Annotated in this window: 18 protein-coding genes; 3 read left to right on the top strand and 15 right to left on the bottom strand. The window is 39.0% G+C overall.

What is annotated here, in order from left to right; genetic code table 11:
- The 8 genes from ACO6FI_RS00575 to selD form a co-directional block, all read right to left on the bottom strand.
- Nucleotides 1-375 (bottom strand): NTP transferase domain-containing protein (locus ACO6FI_RS00575; protein WP_485455641.1); only part of this gene is annotated, 375 nt, incomplete at its 3' end.
- Nucleotides 375-1175, bottom strand: coding sequence for a selenium-dependent molybdenum cofactor biosynthesis protein YqeB (gene yqeB / locus ACO6FI_RS00580; RefSeq protein WP_485455642.1), 801 nt, complete (start codon nucleotides 1173-1175; stop codon nucleotides 375-377). The genes yqeB and ACO6FI_RS00575, both read right to left, overlap by 1 nt.
- 1 nt (nucleotide 1176) lies before the next feature.
- Nucleotides 1177-1890, bottom strand: coding sequence for a selenium cofactor biosynthesis protein YqeC (gene yqeC / locus ACO6FI_RS00585; RefSeq protein ID WP_485455643.1), 714 nt, complete (start codon nucleotides 1888-1890; stop codon nucleotides 1177-1179).
- Nucleotides 1891-3279: a uracil-xanthine permease family protein gene (locus ACO6FI_RS00590; protein ID WP_485455644.1), complete on the bottom strand. Its 1389-nt coding sequence runs from the start codon at nucleotides 3277-3279 to the stop codon at nucleotides 1891-1893.
- A gap of 339 nt (nucleotides 3280-3618) precedes the next feature.
- On the bottom strand, nucleotides 3619-3855 hold the full coding sequence (locus tag ACO6FI_RS00595) for a putative Se/S carrier protein (protein ID WP_485455645.1): 237 nt from the start codon (nucleotides 3853-3855) through the stop codon (nucleotides 3619-3621).
- Nucleotides 3856-3870: 15 nt separating this feature from the next.
- Complete coding sequence (locus ACO6FI_RS00600; protein ID WP_485455646.1) at nucleotides 3871-5037, bottom strand: aminotransferase class V-fold PLP-dependent enzyme; 1167 nt, start codon at nucleotides 5035-5037, stop codon at nucleotides 3871-3873.
- Nucleotides 5037-5651: a sulfurtransferase-like selenium metabolism protein YedF gene (gene yedF, locus ACO6FI_RS00605; protein WP_485455647.1), complete on the bottom strand. Its 615-nt coding sequence runs from the start codon at nucleotides 5649-5651 to the stop codon at nucleotides 5037-5039. Before yedF ends, ACO6FI_RS00600 begins: the two co-directional genes overlap by 1 nt.
- Nucleotides 5652-5663: 12 nt before the next feature.
- A complete protein-coding gene (gene selD / locus ACO6FI_RS00610) occupies nucleotides 5664-6686 on the bottom strand; it encodes a selenide, water dikinase SelD (RefSeq protein WP_485455648.1) in 1023 nt (340 codons plus the stop codon).
- Nucleotides 6687-6910: 224 nt separating this feature from the next.
- Between selD and ACO6FI_RS00615 the strand changes: the two genes are divergently transcribed.
- Nucleotides 6911-8395: a L,D-transpeptidase family protein gene (locus ACO6FI_RS00615; RefSeq protein ID WP_485455649.1), complete on the top strand. Its 1485-nt coding sequence runs from the start codon at nucleotides 6911-6913 to the stop codon at nucleotides 8393-8395.
- 133 nt (nucleotides 8396-8528) lie between these two features.
- Nucleotides 8529-9986: a sodium:solute symporter family protein gene (locus tag ACO6FI_RS00620; RefSeq protein WP_485455650.1), complete on the top strand. Its 1458-nt coding sequence runs from the start codon at nucleotides 8529-8531 to the stop codon at nucleotides 9984-9986.
- A gap of 51 nt (nucleotides 9987-10037) precedes the next feature.
- Here the strand turns inward: ACO6FI_RS00620 and ACO6FI_RS00625 are convergent, their stop codons facing one another.
- The 4 genes from ACO6FI_RS00625 to ACO6FI_RS00640 are packed head-to-tail and all read right to left on the bottom strand — an operon-like array spanning nucleotide 10038 to nucleotide 13762.
- Nucleotides 10038-11153 carry a polyamine ABC transporter substrate-binding protein gene (locus ACO6FI_RS00625; RefSeq protein WP_485455651.1) on the bottom strand — a complete coding sequence of 372 codons (1116 nt, stop codon included), beginning with the start codon at nucleotides 11151-11153 and terminating at the stop codon, nucleotides 10038-10040.
- Between the two features lie 32 nt (nucleotides 11154-11185).
- Nucleotides 11186-11953: an ABC transporter permease gene (locus tag ACO6FI_RS00630; protein WP_485455652.1), complete on the bottom strand. Its 768-nt coding sequence runs from the start codon at nucleotides 11951-11953 to the stop codon at nucleotides 11186-11188.
- On the bottom strand, nucleotides 11950-12804 hold the full coding sequence (locus ACO6FI_RS00635; RefSeq protein ID WP_485455653.1) for an ABC transporter permease: 855 nt from the start codon (nucleotides 12802-12804) through the stop codon (nucleotides 11950-11952). The genes ACO6FI_RS00630 and ACO6FI_RS00635 overlap by 4 nt, the downstream gene beginning before the upstream one ends.
- Nucleotides 12794-13762 (bottom strand): ABC transporter ATP-binding protein, encoded by a 969-nt coding sequence (locus ACO6FI_RS00640; RefSeq protein WP_485455654.1) that lies wholly within the window; start codon nucleotides 13760-13762, stop codon nucleotides 12794-12796. Before ACO6FI_RS00640 ends, ACO6FI_RS00635 begins: the two co-directional genes overlap by 11 nt.
- Nucleotides 13763-13920: 158 nt before the next feature.
- On the opposite strand from ACO6FI_RS00640, the gene ACO6FI_RS00645 reads away from it, so the two are divergent.
- Entirely contained in the window at nucleotides 13921-14229 is a 309-nt protein-coding gene (locus ACO6FI_RS00645; RefSeq protein ID WP_485455655.1) for a YerC/YecD family TrpR-related protein, read from the top strand.
- A 23-nt stretch (nucleotides 14230-14252) separates the two neighbouring features.
- On the opposite strand, the gene ACO6FI_RS00650 is transcribed toward ACO6FI_RS00645, so the two are convergent.
- From ACO6FI_RS00650 to ACO6FI_RS00660, 3 genes are read right to left on the bottom strand one after another with little or no spacing between them, the layout of a single operon-like run.
- Nucleotides 14253-14858 carry a ribonuclease H1 domain-containing protein gene (locus tag ACO6FI_RS00650; RefSeq protein WP_485455656.1) on the bottom strand — a complete coding sequence of 202 codons (606 nt, stop codon included), beginning with the start codon at nucleotides 14856-14858 and terminating at the stop codon, nucleotides 14253-14255.
- A gap of 8 nt (nucleotides 14859-14866) precedes the next feature.
- Entirely contained in the window at nucleotides 14867-15856 is a 990-nt protein-coding gene (locus ACO6FI_RS00655) for an aromatic acid exporter family protein (RefSeq protein WP_485455657.1), read from the bottom strand.
- A gap of 11 nt (nucleotides 15857-15867) precedes the next feature.
- Entirely contained in the window at nucleotides 15868-16830 is a 963-nt protein-coding gene (locus ACO6FI_RS00660; RefSeq protein WP_485455658.1) for a glycosyltransferase, read from the bottom strand.
- Nucleotides 16831-16875 lie beyond the last annotated feature (45 nt).

Below are 16875 nucleotides of genomic sequence, written 5' to 3' on the forward strand. Positions count from 1 at the left end.
GCATATGCTTTTATTTGAACTTTGAAACTCATTTATCATCTTATTAACAGTTTCAGGATTTAAAAACGGCTGGTCACACACTCCGAACATCACGCTGTCTGAATGATTGATTTCTTTTAATGCTTTAACCGCCAGTTTTATAGATCTTGACTTACCGAGCTCCGGCTTATTATTGACAATACCAATAAATCCTTTTGATTTATAGTATTCAAGGATATCCGAATCTCTGCTTACTATAACCTTATTTTCAAAGTTATAGGCCTTTTCATATATCTTTTCCATATGCTCATAAAGCTTTAATCCGTATATATCCGCCAGAAGCTTATCTCCGCCGAATCTCTTACCTTCACCTGCAGCTAAAATCACCAAGTCCATCAGTTCACCCTTGGATTTAACAAACTTAAAACCGCTTCCAATACTCCGCCGCCTACTGCACTTGCCTTATCTGAAATTGTAAAGCAGTACTCTCTTTCGGCTCTTGGATCGACATCCCCCGACTTCATTCCTTTCTTTACTCTTACACCGTCTTGTAAGAGACCTCTGACTATTCCGTCAATATTTGCATATATAGGAGTTTCATCACAGTAAGCAAGCAAATCACCGGCCTTCACCATATCACCTATATGTACTGCAGCCTTAAAAGTACCGTCCGCAGTTGCTCTTATTATTCTTTCTACAGTGTAGCCTCCTATATTTCCCGGAACTCCTGTATTCGGATAAGCGCTTCCTTTCCACAAAACTCTTCCGAGATTATGTCCGCGCTTGGTTTCCACTACCGCATGGCAGTCCAAACCGGCTTCAAATCCCGGCCCTACTCCAATCACTATGGAAGCGTCACTTTTCTTTGTTCCGATATTTGTCTTAGCTATAATGGCGTCTATTATTATACCCGGCTTATACTCCCTCATAATATCTCCGCTCTCATCCACAATTACAGCCACACAGTTTGACTTAAGTACGGTATCAACTTCAGATATATCTTTACAAAGTTTTGCCTTTATACCCTCAACAATCTGCTCACCCTCGTATATGGCAGGTGAGAATGCTACAGTTCTTCTAACCGTAGTAGGAACGGCAATATCTGACATTATCACATCAAATCCCGCTCTGAAAAACTTTGCACCTATACCTGTAGCCAGATCTCCTGCGCCTCTTATCCAAACTTTCTTATCCATCTTACTTTCCCTCAGTCAAAAAATCAAAGTCACAAAACTCTCTGTTACTTTCATATGATGTTATAGCAACTCTGAAATTTTTCAGACCGCTTTCTTTACAATAAAATCCAATATACTTTTTTACTTTCAAAGCTTTTTCAAGGTCAGTATCACTGTCCGCCTTATTTATAACAAAGACGGTTCTTACATCATCAACTCCCTTTAATCCTGCATATTTACTTGTCAAAATCCTTGCCACATCCTCACAGCTTAATATATGCTCCCCACTCCATCCGAATATATCATATGCTCTCTCATATCTGAAACACTTTTCTTTTAAAGTTTTACCTACAGCGTCAACACCCATACATACTATGCATACATCGCTGCCTTCAGGTATAACAGGCTCGTTTTCTTCTCTGGGTATCTTTATCGGAAGTCTTTTGGCTCCGTCAGCTTCGACAAGGACGATATCGGCATAATCTTTAAATTTCTCAAGTTCCGACACAGGCAGTGAAAAAAGTTTTTTTCCCTCATCTATACCCACCACTACAGGCTCTTTGCCAAATGAGATATTGCAAAGTTCCTTTGTCGATTTTATCTCTACAAATTTTTCAGGTTTTACTATATGGGTGGAAGTGGTGATAATCACCTTCTTACCCATATTTGCAAAATAGTTACCTATATAAAACATGGTGGTGGTCTTTCCACCACCACCAACTAATGAAATCATCATTTACATTCCTGCCAATTTCTTTACATCCATATCCTTAGGTAAAATAAAGTTCATAACCATTGAAAGTACAAATACTCCTGCAACTGAGTTTCCTGCAAATATATCAGCTATTATCTTAGGGAAATAGTTAAATATATCAGGTGTCTGTGTGAATCCGATACCTATACTTATAGAAAGTGCGGCAATGATTGTATTTCTCTGATTGAATCCGCATTTTCCGATCATATTCATACCGCTTACCACTATTGTACCGAACATCATTATTGTACAACCGCCCAGTACAGGCTGCGGCAATGTTGAGAAGAACGCACCTATAGGCGGGAAAAGTCCTGCCAATATAAGTGTCAATGCACCGAACATTATGGTAAATCTGTTTACAACCTTTGTCATAACTATAAGACCTACATTCTGTGAGAATGATGTTATAGGTGTACAACCCAGAAGTCCGGATACCGAGCTTAAAAATCCGTCACATGCAAGTGAACCTGAAATCTCTTTTTCTGTAATATCTCTGTCAAGTCCTCCTGCCACTACAGCTGTAGTATCACCGATTGTCTCGGCTGCAGATACAAAGAACACAACTACTATTGATAAGATAGCGCTTATATTGAATACCGGCTTATACGGCAGTATCCTGGGCAATGCTATAAATCCTACTTCGTTTATAGTCGTAGAAAACTGTTCAAACAGTTGCTTAATAGTAATTATTCCAACTATAAAAGATGTAATATACCCTACTACAAGACCGAACATTACATTAAGCTGCTTTAAAAATCCCTTTGCCAAGGCACTGAATATGATACATGAAAGCAATGTTATAAGACCCACTATCATATACTTCGGTGCTCCGAAGTCATCCACATATCCTCCTCCGAAGCTCCTTGCGCCTACAGAGAGAAGTGAAAAACCGATAGTGGTAACTACACAGGCTGAAACTATAGGAGATACTATTCTCTTCCAGTACTTGTACGTAAGTCCCAGACAACCTTCTACACATCCGCCGACTATTATCGCACCTATCATCGTCTGATAATTAAAATTCGTGGCTATATAGGTAAGAGTCGCCACAAATGTAAAACTCACACCCATAACTACAGGAAGTTTCGCTCCCACTCTCCACACCGGATACAGCTGTATCAGTGTTCCAAGACCTGCAATAAACATTGCACTTTGTAAAAGTCTTGCAAGCTCCACTCCGCCGATTCCCGTCTGATCGCTTCCAAGCAGCTTTGCAACTCCGCACACCATCGCTATCGGCGCCAAGTTTGATACAAACATCGCCATAACATGCTGCAAACCGAAAGGAATCGCCTTTGCAACAGGAACCCTACCGTCCAACTTGTAAATATTGTCCATACTTACATCCGGACTACTTGACTTTACACTCATTTCATAATCCTCCTTAAAAAGATATTATTTATCTTATACCTCCGCAGAGATAATATACTAAGGATCTGTAATAAATTCCCCTAAAATAAACTATGATAAAAAGTATATAAGCACCTCGCAAATGTGAAGTGCTTATTATATTTTAGACTAATCTTGATTTGATTGTCTAATGAAAAACTTTCTTTACATAATTTCGTATAAAAAACTTCGCTCTTGTTTATTTCTTTTTTATATAATATCATTTTTGAGTGTTAAAATCAACACAAATATTATTAACTATATATGTGCCTAAATATTTTTTAGATTTTCTGTTTGTTAAAAATCACAATATTTTTTAGGTTAATGCCATACTTTGCTTGCCTTTTCATACTGAGGCTTTTCATTCTTTATAAGTTCATCCACAATGCTCGCCTCTTCAAAAGACACACACCATGCAAGTCCGCAACCTGATGAAAGCTCCTTAGGAACAGGTATAAGCCTGCCGGGAATTTTTTTTTGTAAGCAAAGACTCTCAAACGCCATTGCGGCGGTAGTCGTCTGAAATGTTACTATATATTTCCAACTTTTCTCTCTCATTTTATCCTTTCACTATCAACTGTTGCTTGAAGATATCTCCTTTATCGCTTTTATCGTCTCATCCACTTCAGCCTCGGTATTGAAATATGAGAACGAAAATCTGGCTATACCGTCCTTTTTAGTATGAAAGGCTTCATGTATCAAAGGAGCACAGTGCGCACCTGCTCTTATTGCAATGTCATAGTCTTCTCCCAGACAATCTGCAAGGTCTGCTGAAGGTATTTTACCCAGATTAAAGGATACAATACTTCCATGCCTTATATTTTCAGGCTCACATTCTAAAGACTGTGTATCAAAGTAAAACTTGATTCCTTCAATATCTTTTATTCCTTCATAGAATCTTTTTATAAGCTGCATCTCTTTTTTATGAATATTTTCTTTGCCGACATTATTGATAAATTCAATTCCTGCTAAAAGACCTGCAATCCCCATAATATTTAATGTACCCGCTTCAAGTCTGGTAGGATACTCGCTTGGCTGACATTTATTAAACGACTGCACTCCGCTTCCTCCAACCTTGAAGGTATCAAGCAAAATATCACCGTTTATCACAATGCCTCCGGTACCTCCCGGGCCAAAAAGTGACTTATGGCCTGTGAAGCAAAGTATATCTATGCCAAGCTCGGTCATATCTATATTTATACTTCCGGCACTCTGTGAGGCGTCAACTATAAGATACAGATTATGCTTTTTTGCCAACTTACCTACATATTCTATATCCGCAATCTCACCCGATACATTTGATATGTGATTGATAACTATCGCCTTTGTATTAGGGCGTATATACTTTTCAAACTCATCATATTTTAATCTACCGCATTCATCTATACCTACAAAGTCAATGCTTACACCCTTGGTACTCTCAAGCTTATAAAGAGGTCTCAGTACACTGTTGTGCTCGGTCACGGTGCTTATCACATGATCTCCTTTATGAAGCAGTCCGAACAATGTTATATTGAGCGCTTCCGTAGCATTGGATGTAAATATAACCTTTGACGGGTCGTTGCTTCCAAAAAAAGCAGCCAGCTTGACTCTGGTTTCATATATCATTCTGCCCGAGTCAAGTGCCGCCCTATATGCTCCTCTTCCGCTGTTGGTATAGTTGAGCAAAGCATAGTTTATAGCATCTATCACTTCTTTCGGTTTTTTGAACGTGGTAGCCGCATTGTCAAAATAAATCATTACGGTCTCACTACAAGGTCGGCATTAAGCAGATAACCTACGATATCATACATATTTGAGACCTCTCCCACACAAAGCTTTTCAGTTAAACCGTAGTTATTCAGGCATGCGCCGCATGAATAAATCTTTGCTCCGGCATTTGCAAGTACCTTCAAATCTTCAATACTCTGTGAGCCCTCTGTAGTCATTCTTACGCCTGTATTGTAGAATATTATCTTTGCAGGAGGAATGTCCTGTGAGCTTAGCGCATATATAAAGCCATTTAAAAGAGTCTTACTGAACTCCTCATCTCCGTCTCCCATCTTATCGGAGTCAATCACAACTATTGTCTCTCTCAGACTTATTTCATCATTTTGTGTAGTTGATACATTTATATTTGTATCCGCTTTGCTCTCGGAGTTCACGCCCATAGTAACAATGTACTCGTTGTCTGACTTTTTTTCATAGCTGAATTCATAATTTTTTTGCTTTGCCATCTTGTTTAAGTTTTGTACGGCAATCTCATTGTCTACACTTACCTCAACCACTCCGCTGCCGCCAAGCTCTCTGATTGCATTCTTTGTCTTTACTACAGGTATAGGACAAGCGTCACCTAATGCATTTACTTTTATCATATTACCTCTTTTCTACTTCACTACTTTTATAGCTACATCTGTTTTTTCTATTATCTCTCCGACTATTGCAGCCGGCAGATTTATCTTTTTAAGTTCTTCCAATAAAGAGTCCGCTTCATCCGCACTTACCGCAAACATAAGACCTCCCGAGGTCTGAGGATCGAATAAAATCTCTTCCGTTGAAAAAGGGATATTGTCAAAAATTACTTTTTCACCTACATGGTTTCTGTTTCTTTGACCTCCCGCCGTTATCAAAAACTCGTCTGCAAGTGCCTTCGCTTCTTCAAATACAGGCACTTTATCTGAATATATCACACAGGATTTATCATTATCCATCATCTCTAAAAGGTGCCCTAGAAATCCGAATCCCGTAACGTCTGTGCAGGCATGGACATCATAATTTTTTGAGACTTCACAGGCATACTTATTCAAGGTGGTCATAGACTCTATGGCCTCATTCAATGTCTTTTCGTCACACTCACCTATCCTTGCCGCGGTGCAAATGATTCCCACTCCGAGCTTCTTTGTAAAAATCAGCTTATCTCCCACCTTACCGGTATTGTTTGAATATATCTTCTTAGGATTTACCACTCCTGTAACACTGAGTCCGTATTTCACATCGGTGTCATCTATGGAATGACCGCCTGCCAACACACCCCCCGCCTCTTTTACCTTTTCAAGTCCACCGCGCATTATCTCACCAAGTATATTCAAATCACTGCTTTGCGGAAAACATACTATATTAAGTGCAGTCTTTACCTCACCTCCCATAGCATACACATCACTCAGTGCATTTGTAGCAGCTATCTGTCCAAAGGTATATGGGTCTTCAACCATCGGCGGAAAAAAATCCAAGGTCTGTACAAAGGCTATATCATCGCTTAGCTTATATACCGCCGCATCGTCCTTTGAATCAAACCCCACTATAAGATTTTTATCAAAATTTTGTGCCGGCAATCTCTCAAGTATATGACTTAGTATCCCCGCACCAAGCTTGGCGGTACAACCTCCCCCTTTGCAATAAAGTTTATCCATATTTCCTCCTAAACCATAAGCAATTTCTAAAGTATTATAACTCATTTTAACCAAATTCCGCAATCTACTATAGAAATAAACTATAATTCATGCTCCTATTTATTACACTTGTCAATCAATGAAAGATTTCTGTAATATTAAAGTCGATTGAACAAAATCTTTTTATATGTTATAATTCACATTCGTAGTGATTTTTACTAATTTGTTCTTTTTTAGGAGGAAATATGCATTTAAAAAGAATTTCACTTGCATTTGCGTCTGTGCTGATGATATCTTCATCACTTGCAACAAGTGCATTTGCGGAAACAACAATAAGAAGAAATGTCACAGCTTCCGTATCGGCTGAAACAACTGCCGCTGCCGAGAGCACAAGTGCAGATACATCAAATACTACTTCAACTAACGTCGGCACAGGTGAGGTATCATCACCTAATGAGCATATACCGTCTACCGTAAACAATGTTACAGTTCCGGAAAACTTGGATCTTGACAGTGTGGTTGCCAATGCGGGGTTTGGCAATGTAGGTAACGGAAATACAAACCCTGAACCTGTACTTGGTGAGACTCAGATGGTTCACTATGTTTTAAGAAATGCTGCAGGTCAGGATATATCTGCTGCAGAATCAAATACAAGCGCTCACGCTTACTCTAAGGACGGCTTCAACAATCTGTTCTTAGACCACTCAGGTATCGGTAGATATTATTTCAGAACTTATAATATAAAGACCGGTTGGTCAAACTGGATGAACTCAAAGGAGAATGAAAACAATACAGATCCTGAGAATAAAGTTCAGGCGGTTCAAATAAGAGTAAAGGGCTATACAGGTGTAAGAAGCGACCTTTACTATAAGGCAGTTTTAAATGACGGTACAGTACTTGACTGGGCAAAGAACGGTCAGACTCTCGGTACTATCGGCACAGACAGATATATCGTAGCTCTTAAGCTTACTCTTTGGGATAAGCAGACAGAGTTCACCGAGCCTAAAAAGGTACTTATGGAGGCTCCTGTATATGAGGGTACATACATTGATGCAGACGGACAGGTTCAGTACTCATCAGCAAACGCATATACCGGATGGGCATTCTACAACAATGACCAGTACTATTTCAAAGACGGTGCAAAGCAAAAGGGATGGCAGTATATTGACGGATACAAGTACTACCTTGACGAGAATACAGGTGCCGTTGTAAAGGACCTTGAGCCTGTTATGGGTCTTCAGAGCTCTTATCAGATTAAGTTCAATAAGGCTACAATGACAATGTATATAATGGCTAAAGACGGCGACAACGGTTATATCATCCCGTTCAAGACATTTATGTCAACCAACGGACCTGCCACACCTGAAGGTACCTTCAAGACATATGTAAAATACAGATGGAAAATAATGCATGACAATATATATTGCCAGTTCCTTTCAAGATTTAAGGACGGCTATATCATTCACTCACTTATCTACTATGATAAGGGAGATTCAAACAGACTTGATCCTGCTACTTACAACTATATGGACGATGCAAGATCCGACGGATGTTTGAGACTTCGTGCAGGTGACGCGGCTTGGGTTTACTACAACACACCTATGGGAACACCTGTAACCGTATACACAGACTACTCTACAAAGGGACCTGTAGAAAAAGACGCTATCGAGCAGCCGATACCTGCTTCACAGCACTTTGACCCGACAGACCCGATAATGCAGGGAAAATAATCAAACCTAATAAAGGCCATGTAAAAGTTTAACTTTTGCATGGTCTTTTTTGCTTGTATTTCAGTCATTTCTCTATTAGAATACTAAGTAAAGGAAGTTGTATCTACAATTAAATATAGAAAGGAGTTATTTTATGGGTGCAAATTGGATTGTAACAGCTGTTGTAGTAGTTTATTTGATTGCCATGCTCTTTATAGGATGGTACTCATCCACCAAGATTAACAGCAATACGGATTTCATGGTTGCAGGAAGGCGACTCGGTCCGCTGCTTATGGCGGGAACTCTGGCGGCAACCGAGATAGGAGGAGGCAGCTCTCTGGGCGTAGTACAAAACGGTATGTCCGGCTACGGTTTAAGCGCTGCTTGGTATATTATCACTATGGGACTTGCCTTTGTAATCCTCTCATTTGTCGCTCCGAAATTCCGTGCGGCAACTGTAAAAACCGTTCCCGAGTATTTTCGCAGGCGATATGGTAAGGAGTCGGGACTTGTTACCGCAGTTATTATGCTGCTTCCGCTGGTAGGACTTACTGCAGGTCAGTTTATCGCTTCTTCGGTTATTCTATCCACCATGTTAGGGCTAAGCTACAAAGTCTCGGTTATTATAGTGGCTGTAGTTGTGACTGTCTATTCTATTATGGGAGGTCTTTGGAGTGTAACTTTAACAGACTTTGTACAGGTATTTTTGATTATCTTGGGTATGCTTGCCGCAGTACCTTTTGCACTGGGATATGCAGGCGGATGGAATGCGGTTGTTTCAAATGTTCCTAAGGAGACTATGAATATCTTTGCCAAATATGATTTGTTCGGAATCATTTCACTGGTTATCATGTATGTCGGAACCTTTTCCGTAGGACAGGAAGCGGTATCACGTTTCTATGCGGCCAAGAATGAAACCGCCGCAAAACAGGGTGCTTGGCTTGCGGCTCTGATTAACTTTATTTACGCTTTTATTCCTACAGTACTCGGTATTATTGTTCTGGCTCTTATAAATATGGGCAAATTCTCAGACAGTGAATTTGCAGCTGTAGGTGCAAGATATGCTCTTCCAATCTTGGCAATTCGTACAATGCCTGCAATTATCTGCGGTCTGCTCTTCTCAGGTGTAATTTCAGCCACAATGTCAAGTTCCGACTCGGACCTTCTGGGAGCAGGTTCAATATTTGCCAATGATATTTACAAAATATATATCAGACCTAAGGCAAGTAGCACTGAAGTTATGAATGTCACCAAGATTACTATGATTATAGTAGGAATACTTTCAATGTTTATTGCACTCTTTAATACACAGAGTATTGTATCCATATTGATGTTCTGCTTCACACTCCGTGCGGCAGGTTCCTTCTTTCCATATGTACTTGGACATTACTGGTCGAAAGCATCTAAGGCCGGTACCATCGCTTCTTTGCTTTGCGGAACGATTGTTGTCATATACCTTGAGCATATTTCAAAGGGTTATCTGTTCGGGTTTCACTTCAGTCAGGCAATTATCCCGGGGCTGGTATTTGCGTTTATCGGATTTATAGTATTTTCTATAATCTTCCCACCTAAAAATCCTACTACAGAACTTATACATGAAGATGACGATTGATATAATTTAAAAGGCATAGCCCGTTAGCGGGCTATGCCTAATTGTCTGAATTTAGTTTGTTTTTTGTCTGAACTCTTCCCAAATCTTGTTGTGAAGCTCATTTGCATCATCACTAATATTTTCAATAAGTTCACCGTTTTCAATAAGTGAAACCTTATCCTCAGGGAATACTATAAGATTCTTCCAATCATCGGATACATACTGCTCTGCAGCCTTGTTTGTAACAAAATAGCCGATATACTCAAAGCACTTTGCTGCAACTTCAGGCTCATTGATATAGTCAAGGAACGCATAAGCCGCTGCCGAGTTCGGTGCCTTTGAAGGTATAAAGCTTGCCATTACACCGAATCCCAGTCCCTCTTTCGGGTAAACCGCTTTAAGCTCAGGGTTTGCCTTAAGTGCCTGACTTACCTGTGAAGTATACATAAATGCGGTTCCTACCTCACCGCTTAGCAAATAGTCCTGAAGATTGTTGTCATTGATGAGACGAATGTTAGGAGCAAGATTCATAAGCTTATCTCCTGCCTGCTGTATCTGTGTCAAATCATTTGTATTAAAAGAATATCCTAAAGTCTTCAGTGCAATACCGTCTATTACACGATAATTTCCTACAATACCTACATTTCCTGCCAACTCAGGCTTCCAAAGATCCTCATAACCTGTAATCTCCGTCTTTACAGTCTCAGGATTGTATACAATCAACGGAATTCCTGCACCGTAAGGCAGAGTATACTTGTTGTCAGGGTCATAGAACTTGCTTTGGAACAGCGGATTGATATTGCCGTATGTGGAAATCTTCGACTTGTCAAGCTCGGTTACAAGGCCGTCCTTTACAGCAAGCTGTACTATATAGTCATCTGCCACAACTACATCATAGTCACCGCCCTTTGTCTCTTCAAGCTTTGCAAGCATTGTCTCATCCAAGTCGAAGTTGGTATAATTTATCTTTACACCTGTCTTTTTTGTGAAGCCGTCCAACACTTCCTGTGGGAACATACCGTCCCAAGTATACAGATTAAGTGTTGTTCCCTTAAGACTCTCATCAGCCTTACCTGCTTCGCTGCTTTGAGCCTGTGAAGAAACCCCGGCACTGTTACCGCCCTTTCCGCAACCTGTAAGTGCAAGTATCGCACCTAAGCCTAACAAACCTAATACCTTAGATTTCATTTAATTACCTCCAAATAAATGTTGTTGAAAAGTTATTCTTTCCTTGTTTTTTCTGAAATAAATATGATCAGCACGGTAATCACTAAGATAACAGTAGCAAGAGCATTTATTTCAGGGGTAATACCGGTTTTCATCTTTGTGTATATCTTGATTGCAAGAGTATTCACAGAAGGACCGGTAGTAAATATAGATATTACCACATCATCAAACGACATTGCAAACGATAATAACAATCCCGATGCAATTCCCGGCAATATATATGGTAATGTCACATCTCTGAAAGTTTCAAATTCACTTGCACCAAGGTCTCTTGCCGCCTCCTCAAGCGATAAATCCATTCCCATAAGTCTGGCTCTTACAATAAAGAATACATAAGGCACACAGAATGAGGCGTGTGCAATAGTCATTGTCACAAAACCGAAAGGCAGGTTCATATATGAAAATATAGCCATAAAAACCATTCCGAGTATAATCTCAGGAATCATTATAGGCAGAGATGCAAAATTACTGATAAAATCGTCAAAAAACAGTTTCTTTCCTCGCATTGCAAGTGCCGCACTCACACCTATTATAAGTGCAAGTACACATGCAAGAAACGCAAGTATTATACTGTTTAAAAGTGCTTTCTTTATATCTCCGTCTCTTAAAAGCATCTTATACCAATCAAGTGAGAATCCTTCCCAAACACTTGAAAGCTTTGACTTGTTAAAAGAATATACAACAGTCAAAATAATTGGGAGATAATTTAAAACAGTTATTACCGCCAAAAATATAACGGCAGCTTTTGATACCTTTTTCAAAATAATCCCTCCAATTCTCCTGTGTCTGAAATTCTTTTGTATATCCTAAGAAATAATGTTGTAAGCAACATCAGTATTACACTGAGTGCGCCCGCAAATGGAATATTTCTAAGCTTTGTCAGCTGCTCCACAATCACACTGCCTATAAGCACTGTCTTGTTTCCTCCGAGAATATCCGAAATATAGAAAAGTCCCATACTCGGCACAAATGTAAGCACCACTCCGCTTAATAATCCCGGCATTGTAAGTCTTAGCGTAACTGTAAGGAATGCCTCCGTTTTGCTTGCACCCAAATCTCTGGACGCATCTATCAAACTCCAGTCCATCTTTTCCACACTTGAGTACACCGACAGTATCATAAAAGGCAGCAAAAAGTATACCATACCTACAAGTACGGCCGGATATGTATATAGGAGCTTTAGAGGTGACTTGGTTATTCCCAGAAACATCAAAAGTTTGTCAAGTACGCCGTTGCTTCTGAATATAATAATCCATCCGTTCAGCCTTATCAGTCCGCTTGTCCAAAACGGTATCATCAGAAGCATCATCATCCTTCTCTTCCACTTCATATCAAGTCTGCCCATAAAGTATCCGAAAGGATAACCTATCAGTATAACCAGTAGTGTAGAAGCCAGTGCAAGTTTTAAGGACTCCAAAAATATATTCAAATAAAAAGGTTCAAATACCTTCTTATAATTGTCAAGTGTAGGTGTAAGGTCAAATCCCCATGTACTCGCTTTAGTCAAAAAGCTGATTACTACCATATATACAAGCGGTAACACCACAAAAAGTAGTGTAAAAGCATATATAGGTATTCTAAGTAGATATTCTTTTATCTTTTTATTTTTCACCTTGTACCTCCACCATATCATTCTTATCCCAGCCGATACTTATCTCATCTCCTACTTTCAGATTTATATTCATGCCCATATGTGATGAGGTGATTTCCTGTCCGTCTTTTAATCTTACCTTTACTTTGGAAAGTCCTGCCGTAAAACTGTTTTCCATAACCACTCCGTCATAGTCTCCCACTCCGAGTCTTACATGCTCCGACCTTATTGCAAACAGTCTTTTACCGTCATTATACAGATTCGCTCCACCTACAAACTCGGCTACAAATGCGGTCTTCGGGGTGTCATATACTTCACTCGGAGTACCGATCTGTTCAATATTGCCGTTTCTCATCACAACTATCCTTGACGACATATTAAGAGCTTCTTCCTGATCATGTGTGATATATATAAATGTTATTCCAAGTGCCTTTTGAAGCTTCTTAAGTTCCGTCTGCATCTGTCTTCTGAGCATAAGATCAAGCGCTCCTAAAGGCTCATCAAGTAAAAGTACACTCGGCTTATTTACAATAGCTCTGGCTATTGCTACTCTTTGTTTTTGTCCGCCTGAAAGCTGTGACGGATTTCTCTTTTCAAATCCTTCAAGTTGTACAAGTGAAAGTGCTTTTTCCACTTCAGCCTTTATCTCATTTGCAGGCAGCTTCTTTAATTTCAATCCGTATCCGATGTTCTTTTCCACATTCATATGAGGAAAGAGAGCATAGTTTTGAAATACCGTGTTTACATCTCTTTTTTCAGGTGCAAGCATTGTAATATCTTTGCCGTTTAATACCACCTTGCCGCCATCAGGTGTCAAAAGACCTGCAACTATTCTTATTGTGGTGGTCTTTCCGCATCCGCTTGAGCCCAAAAGAGTGACGAACTCTCCCCTACCTATATCAAAAGAGATGTTTTTTAAAACCTTTTCTCCGTCAAAACTTTTTTCGATATTTTCCAAACTTAATATAGTATCTGTCATTTTTATAAATTCCCTCCAGGGTTATTCGATTTTAAACAATATTATATTATGATACCATTTTTTCAACCGTAAATCACTAAAAATATTATTTTGTCCAAACTTTACTTTTACAAGTTACAATGCTAAAATATAAGTATTATTTGATTGGAGCATTAGTTATGAATAACAAGATTAGGACAGACGCGGTAGACCATCTATTTGACGCCATCCTTACATTAAACGATAAAGAAGAATTATATACCTTCTTTGAGGATGTTTGCACCGTAAATGAGTTGCTCTCACTCTCTCAAAGATACGAAGTAGCCAAGATGTTGCGTGAGAAGAAGACTTATCTTGAGATTGCCGAAGAAACAGGTGCTTCTACAGCAACTATCTCCAGAGTCAATCGTTCTTTAAATTACGGCAATGACGGTTATGACCTCGTCTTTAAAAGACTCGGTCTGTTTGAAAAGAATACTGCAAAATAAATCGGAGTTTTTTCTCCGATTTTTTATATCAGTCCAAGTGCTCTCTTTGCGAGCTCATCCGCCAAATCGTTGTACTTATCTCCCGAATGCCCCTTTACCTTTATAAAGTCAACATCTACATGCCTGCTTGCATCTTCATAAAACTTTACATACCTCTTTGTGCCTTCTTTTTTTGCTTTCCAGTCACCGTTACACCACTTTTCTATACCCTCATAGTCATAGAAAATACTGATACTCTTTATATTATGATCCATGCAATACTTCATAGCCGCCATAGAGCCTTCTATCTCCCCTGCAACATTCCTCATATCGCTCATATCATCTTTTTCAAACTTTTTAAAAAAGTGAAGTTCTTCTTCTCCGTGCATCATCACCATTCCGTAGGAATATGACTTTGTGGTATCGTCATAGCTTCCGTCTACATATGCAAAAGCCTCTGACTGTTTTTCATCTTCTTTATCATCGGCTTTCTTTACGCCACCGTTTACAAAGTCAAGCGCATCATCTTTATTTGTAAAGCTTTTATATGCGGCACCTGAAAATCCGCTTACGGCACTTTTACACTCATCCCAGGTTGTAAATACTCCCGTCTTTCTTCCCGCTCTCACCGCATAATATTTTTTTGCCATAGTATCTCCTACTTCCAAAACATTTTCTTTTCTTCTTCGCTTATATTCTCTACAAACTCTCTTTTTATCTCCAAAAACTGCTCGATATTTACCAATACAGAACGCAATGTGGCTCTGTCTTCAAACTCCGTACCTGTTTTCGGTAATTCACTTGATCTGTGCTTTTCTTTAACAAAGTATAAGTCAAGCAATGCATTCACGGCATTGTTTGACTCATGCAGCTTAGGTATAAGGTTTTGCAAAAAATCAGCTATATCTCTTGCCTGTGCAGGTCTTGAGTTCATTGTACTTCCCTGCATGAAGATATATTTTAGAACCATTATCTGTGATTTTCTCATCTCCATATAGTCGATAAAATACTTCAAGTCATAGCTGAGTATATTGTCTTTATCGGTATATGACTTTGCAACAGCGTCATCTATTATCTTTTCCAATGCATCAAAATCGTACTCAAGCTTCTCCTTCTCATCCTTTAAGAATACTACAAGCTTATCAAGTATAATCTTTATTTCATCTTCTATCCTTGCCTGATACTCTCTTATATGTGTAAGATTTCTCGGCATATACATATTTAAGATTATACCTACTGAAGCTCCTATAAGCATCAGCAGTGCTTCATTTCTTACAACTGCGACATTCATATATTTTTCGGACATTATATGTGTTACCAACACCGCACATGGCGAAAGGCTCTCATACATTCCGAAAGCTATACATATAGATACAAATACCAAAAGATAACAGATAAATGCAGGCACATTATAGCCTATTAGATTGAATATAACAAAGGCTATAAACATTGATACTACAAATCCCGCTATTCTCTTTAGAGCAATCTTGATAGTGGATTTCTTTGTATCCTGTATACTGAGCAGTGTTATGATTCCGGCTGAACTTACATATTTTAATCCCAAAAATTCGGCAATTATTATGGCAATACCGGTACCGATTGCAATCTTTAATACTTTTATAAAATTTATCTTTTTAAAAAAATCCATATACCTCCAAATTATTTTTTTAAACTTAATGCCGTCTTTCTTACCAGATTGTATACACCCGGTAAAAAATACTCAAACTTTATAAAAAATCTCTCTCTGAAATCAAGCTCCTTATACTCATTTTTGTACCGCTTTGAAAGAATATTTTTAAAATCTCTTATATTTACATAGGTAAGGAAACGGAGTCTCTTTTTAGCAGCTTCCACTTCACTGTGAAAACGGTAGTCGGAGTCCTTATCATATGCCTCATACATCTGTTTCATATTTTGATAGTAATCTTCCTGCTTTTTCTTATAATCTCCGCTAAACTGTGAAGCCGTCCAAGATGTAGGCACTCCCATCCTGTATACACTCATCACTCTGTCAATGTAGTAAGCATCACCATATTTTGCAGAGATTATCTGCATAGGAATATCCCCTACCTTACAGTCAAAATAGTACTGAGGTAGGCTCTTCATATACTCGGTTCTAAGCAGCAGCGATGCTGTAGGATAGTGCGTTCTTTTATTTATCACTTCCTTTGCACCGATTCGCATACTTTCTCCATACGGCCTTATAAGATTCGGTGAAAAAGTGTTGTCCAGATTTTCAACCTTGGCCGCATGAAAACAAAAACTTATATCCTTATTCTTATCAAGGATTTCCACCTGCATCCTAAGCTTCTCATCATCACACCAGTAGTCATCCCCCTCACACATGGCTATATACTCACCGCTTGCCCTTGGGAAATTATATACTCCGCTGGGATTGGTCACCCCTTTTGAGTACATATTCTCATCGTGATAAATCGGCTTTATAATATCAGGATATTTTTTTTCATACTCCCGTATAATATCCGCAGTATCGTCTGTGGATGCATCGTCATTTATCAAAATCTCTATATCAAAATCCCTTTTCTGTGCCAGAAATGAATCTATAGCCTTTTTTATATACTTACCGTGATTGTAGGTAATACAGCATATACTTACTTTCATATATTCACTTTCTCTTTAAAGGCAATCATGCCATATATTGTAATA

The sequence above is a fragment of the Lachnoanaerobaculum sp. genome (genome assembly GCF_057250505.1).

Coding starts and splice junctions, on each gene's coding strand:
- ACO6FI_RS00600 (WP_485455646.1), bottom strand. CDS start 5,037: ATGATTTATTTTGACAATGCGGCTACCACGTTCAAAAAACCGAAAGAA.
- selD (WP_485455648.1), bottom strand. CDS start 6,686: ATGGATAAACTTTATTGCAAAGGGGGAGGTTGTACCGCCAAGCTTGGT.
- ACO6FI_RS00645 (WP_485455655.1), top strand. CDS start 13,921: ATGAATAACAAGATTAGGACAGACGCGGTAGACCATCTATTTGACGCC.
- ACO6FI_RS00650 (WP_485455656.1), bottom strand. CDS start 14,858: ATGGCAAAAAAATATTATGCGGTGAGAGCGGGAAGAAAGACGGGAGTA.
- ACO6FI_RS00590 (WP_485455644.1), bottom strand. CDS start 3,279: ATGAGTGTAAAGTCAAGTAGTCCGGATGTAAGTATGGACAATATTTAC.
- yqeB (WP_485455642.1), bottom strand. CDS start 1,175: ATGGATAAGAAAGTTTGGATAAGAGGCGCAGGAGATCTGGCTACAGGT.
- ACO6FI_RS00615 (WP_485455649.1), top strand. CDS start 6,911: ATGCATTTAAAAAGAATTTCACTTGCATTTGCGTCTGTGCTGATGATA.
- ACO6FI_RS00620 (WP_485455650.1), top strand. CDS start 8,529: ATGGGTGCAAATTGGATTGTAACAGCTGTTGTAGTAGTTTATTTGATT.
- yedF (WP_485455647.1), bottom strand. CDS start 5,651: ATGATAAAAGTAAATGCATTAGGTGACGCTTGTCCTATACCTGTAGTA.
- ACO6FI_RS00660 (WP_485455658.1), bottom strand. CDS start 16,830: ATGAAAGTAAGTATATGCTGTATTACCTACAATCACGGTAAGTATATA.
- ACO6FI_RS00655 (WP_485455657.1), bottom strand. CDS start 15,856: ATGGATTTTTTTAAAAAGATAAATTTTATAAAAGTATTAAAGATTGCA.
- ACO6FI_RS00640 (WP_485455654.1), bottom strand. CDS start 13,762: ATGACAGATACTATATTAAGTTTGGAAAATATCGAAAAAAGTTTTGAC.
- yqeC (WP_485455643.1), bottom strand. CDS start 1,890: ATGATGATTTCATTAGTTGGTGGTGGTGGAAAGACCACCACCATGTTT.
- ACO6FI_RS00595 (WP_485455645.1), bottom strand. CDS start 3,855: ATGAGAGAGAAAAGTTGGAAATATATAGTAACATTTCAGACGACTACC.
- ACO6FI_RS00625 (WP_485455651.1), bottom strand. CDS start 11,153: ATGAAATCTAAGGTATTAGGTTTGTTAGGCTTAGGTGCGATACTTGCA.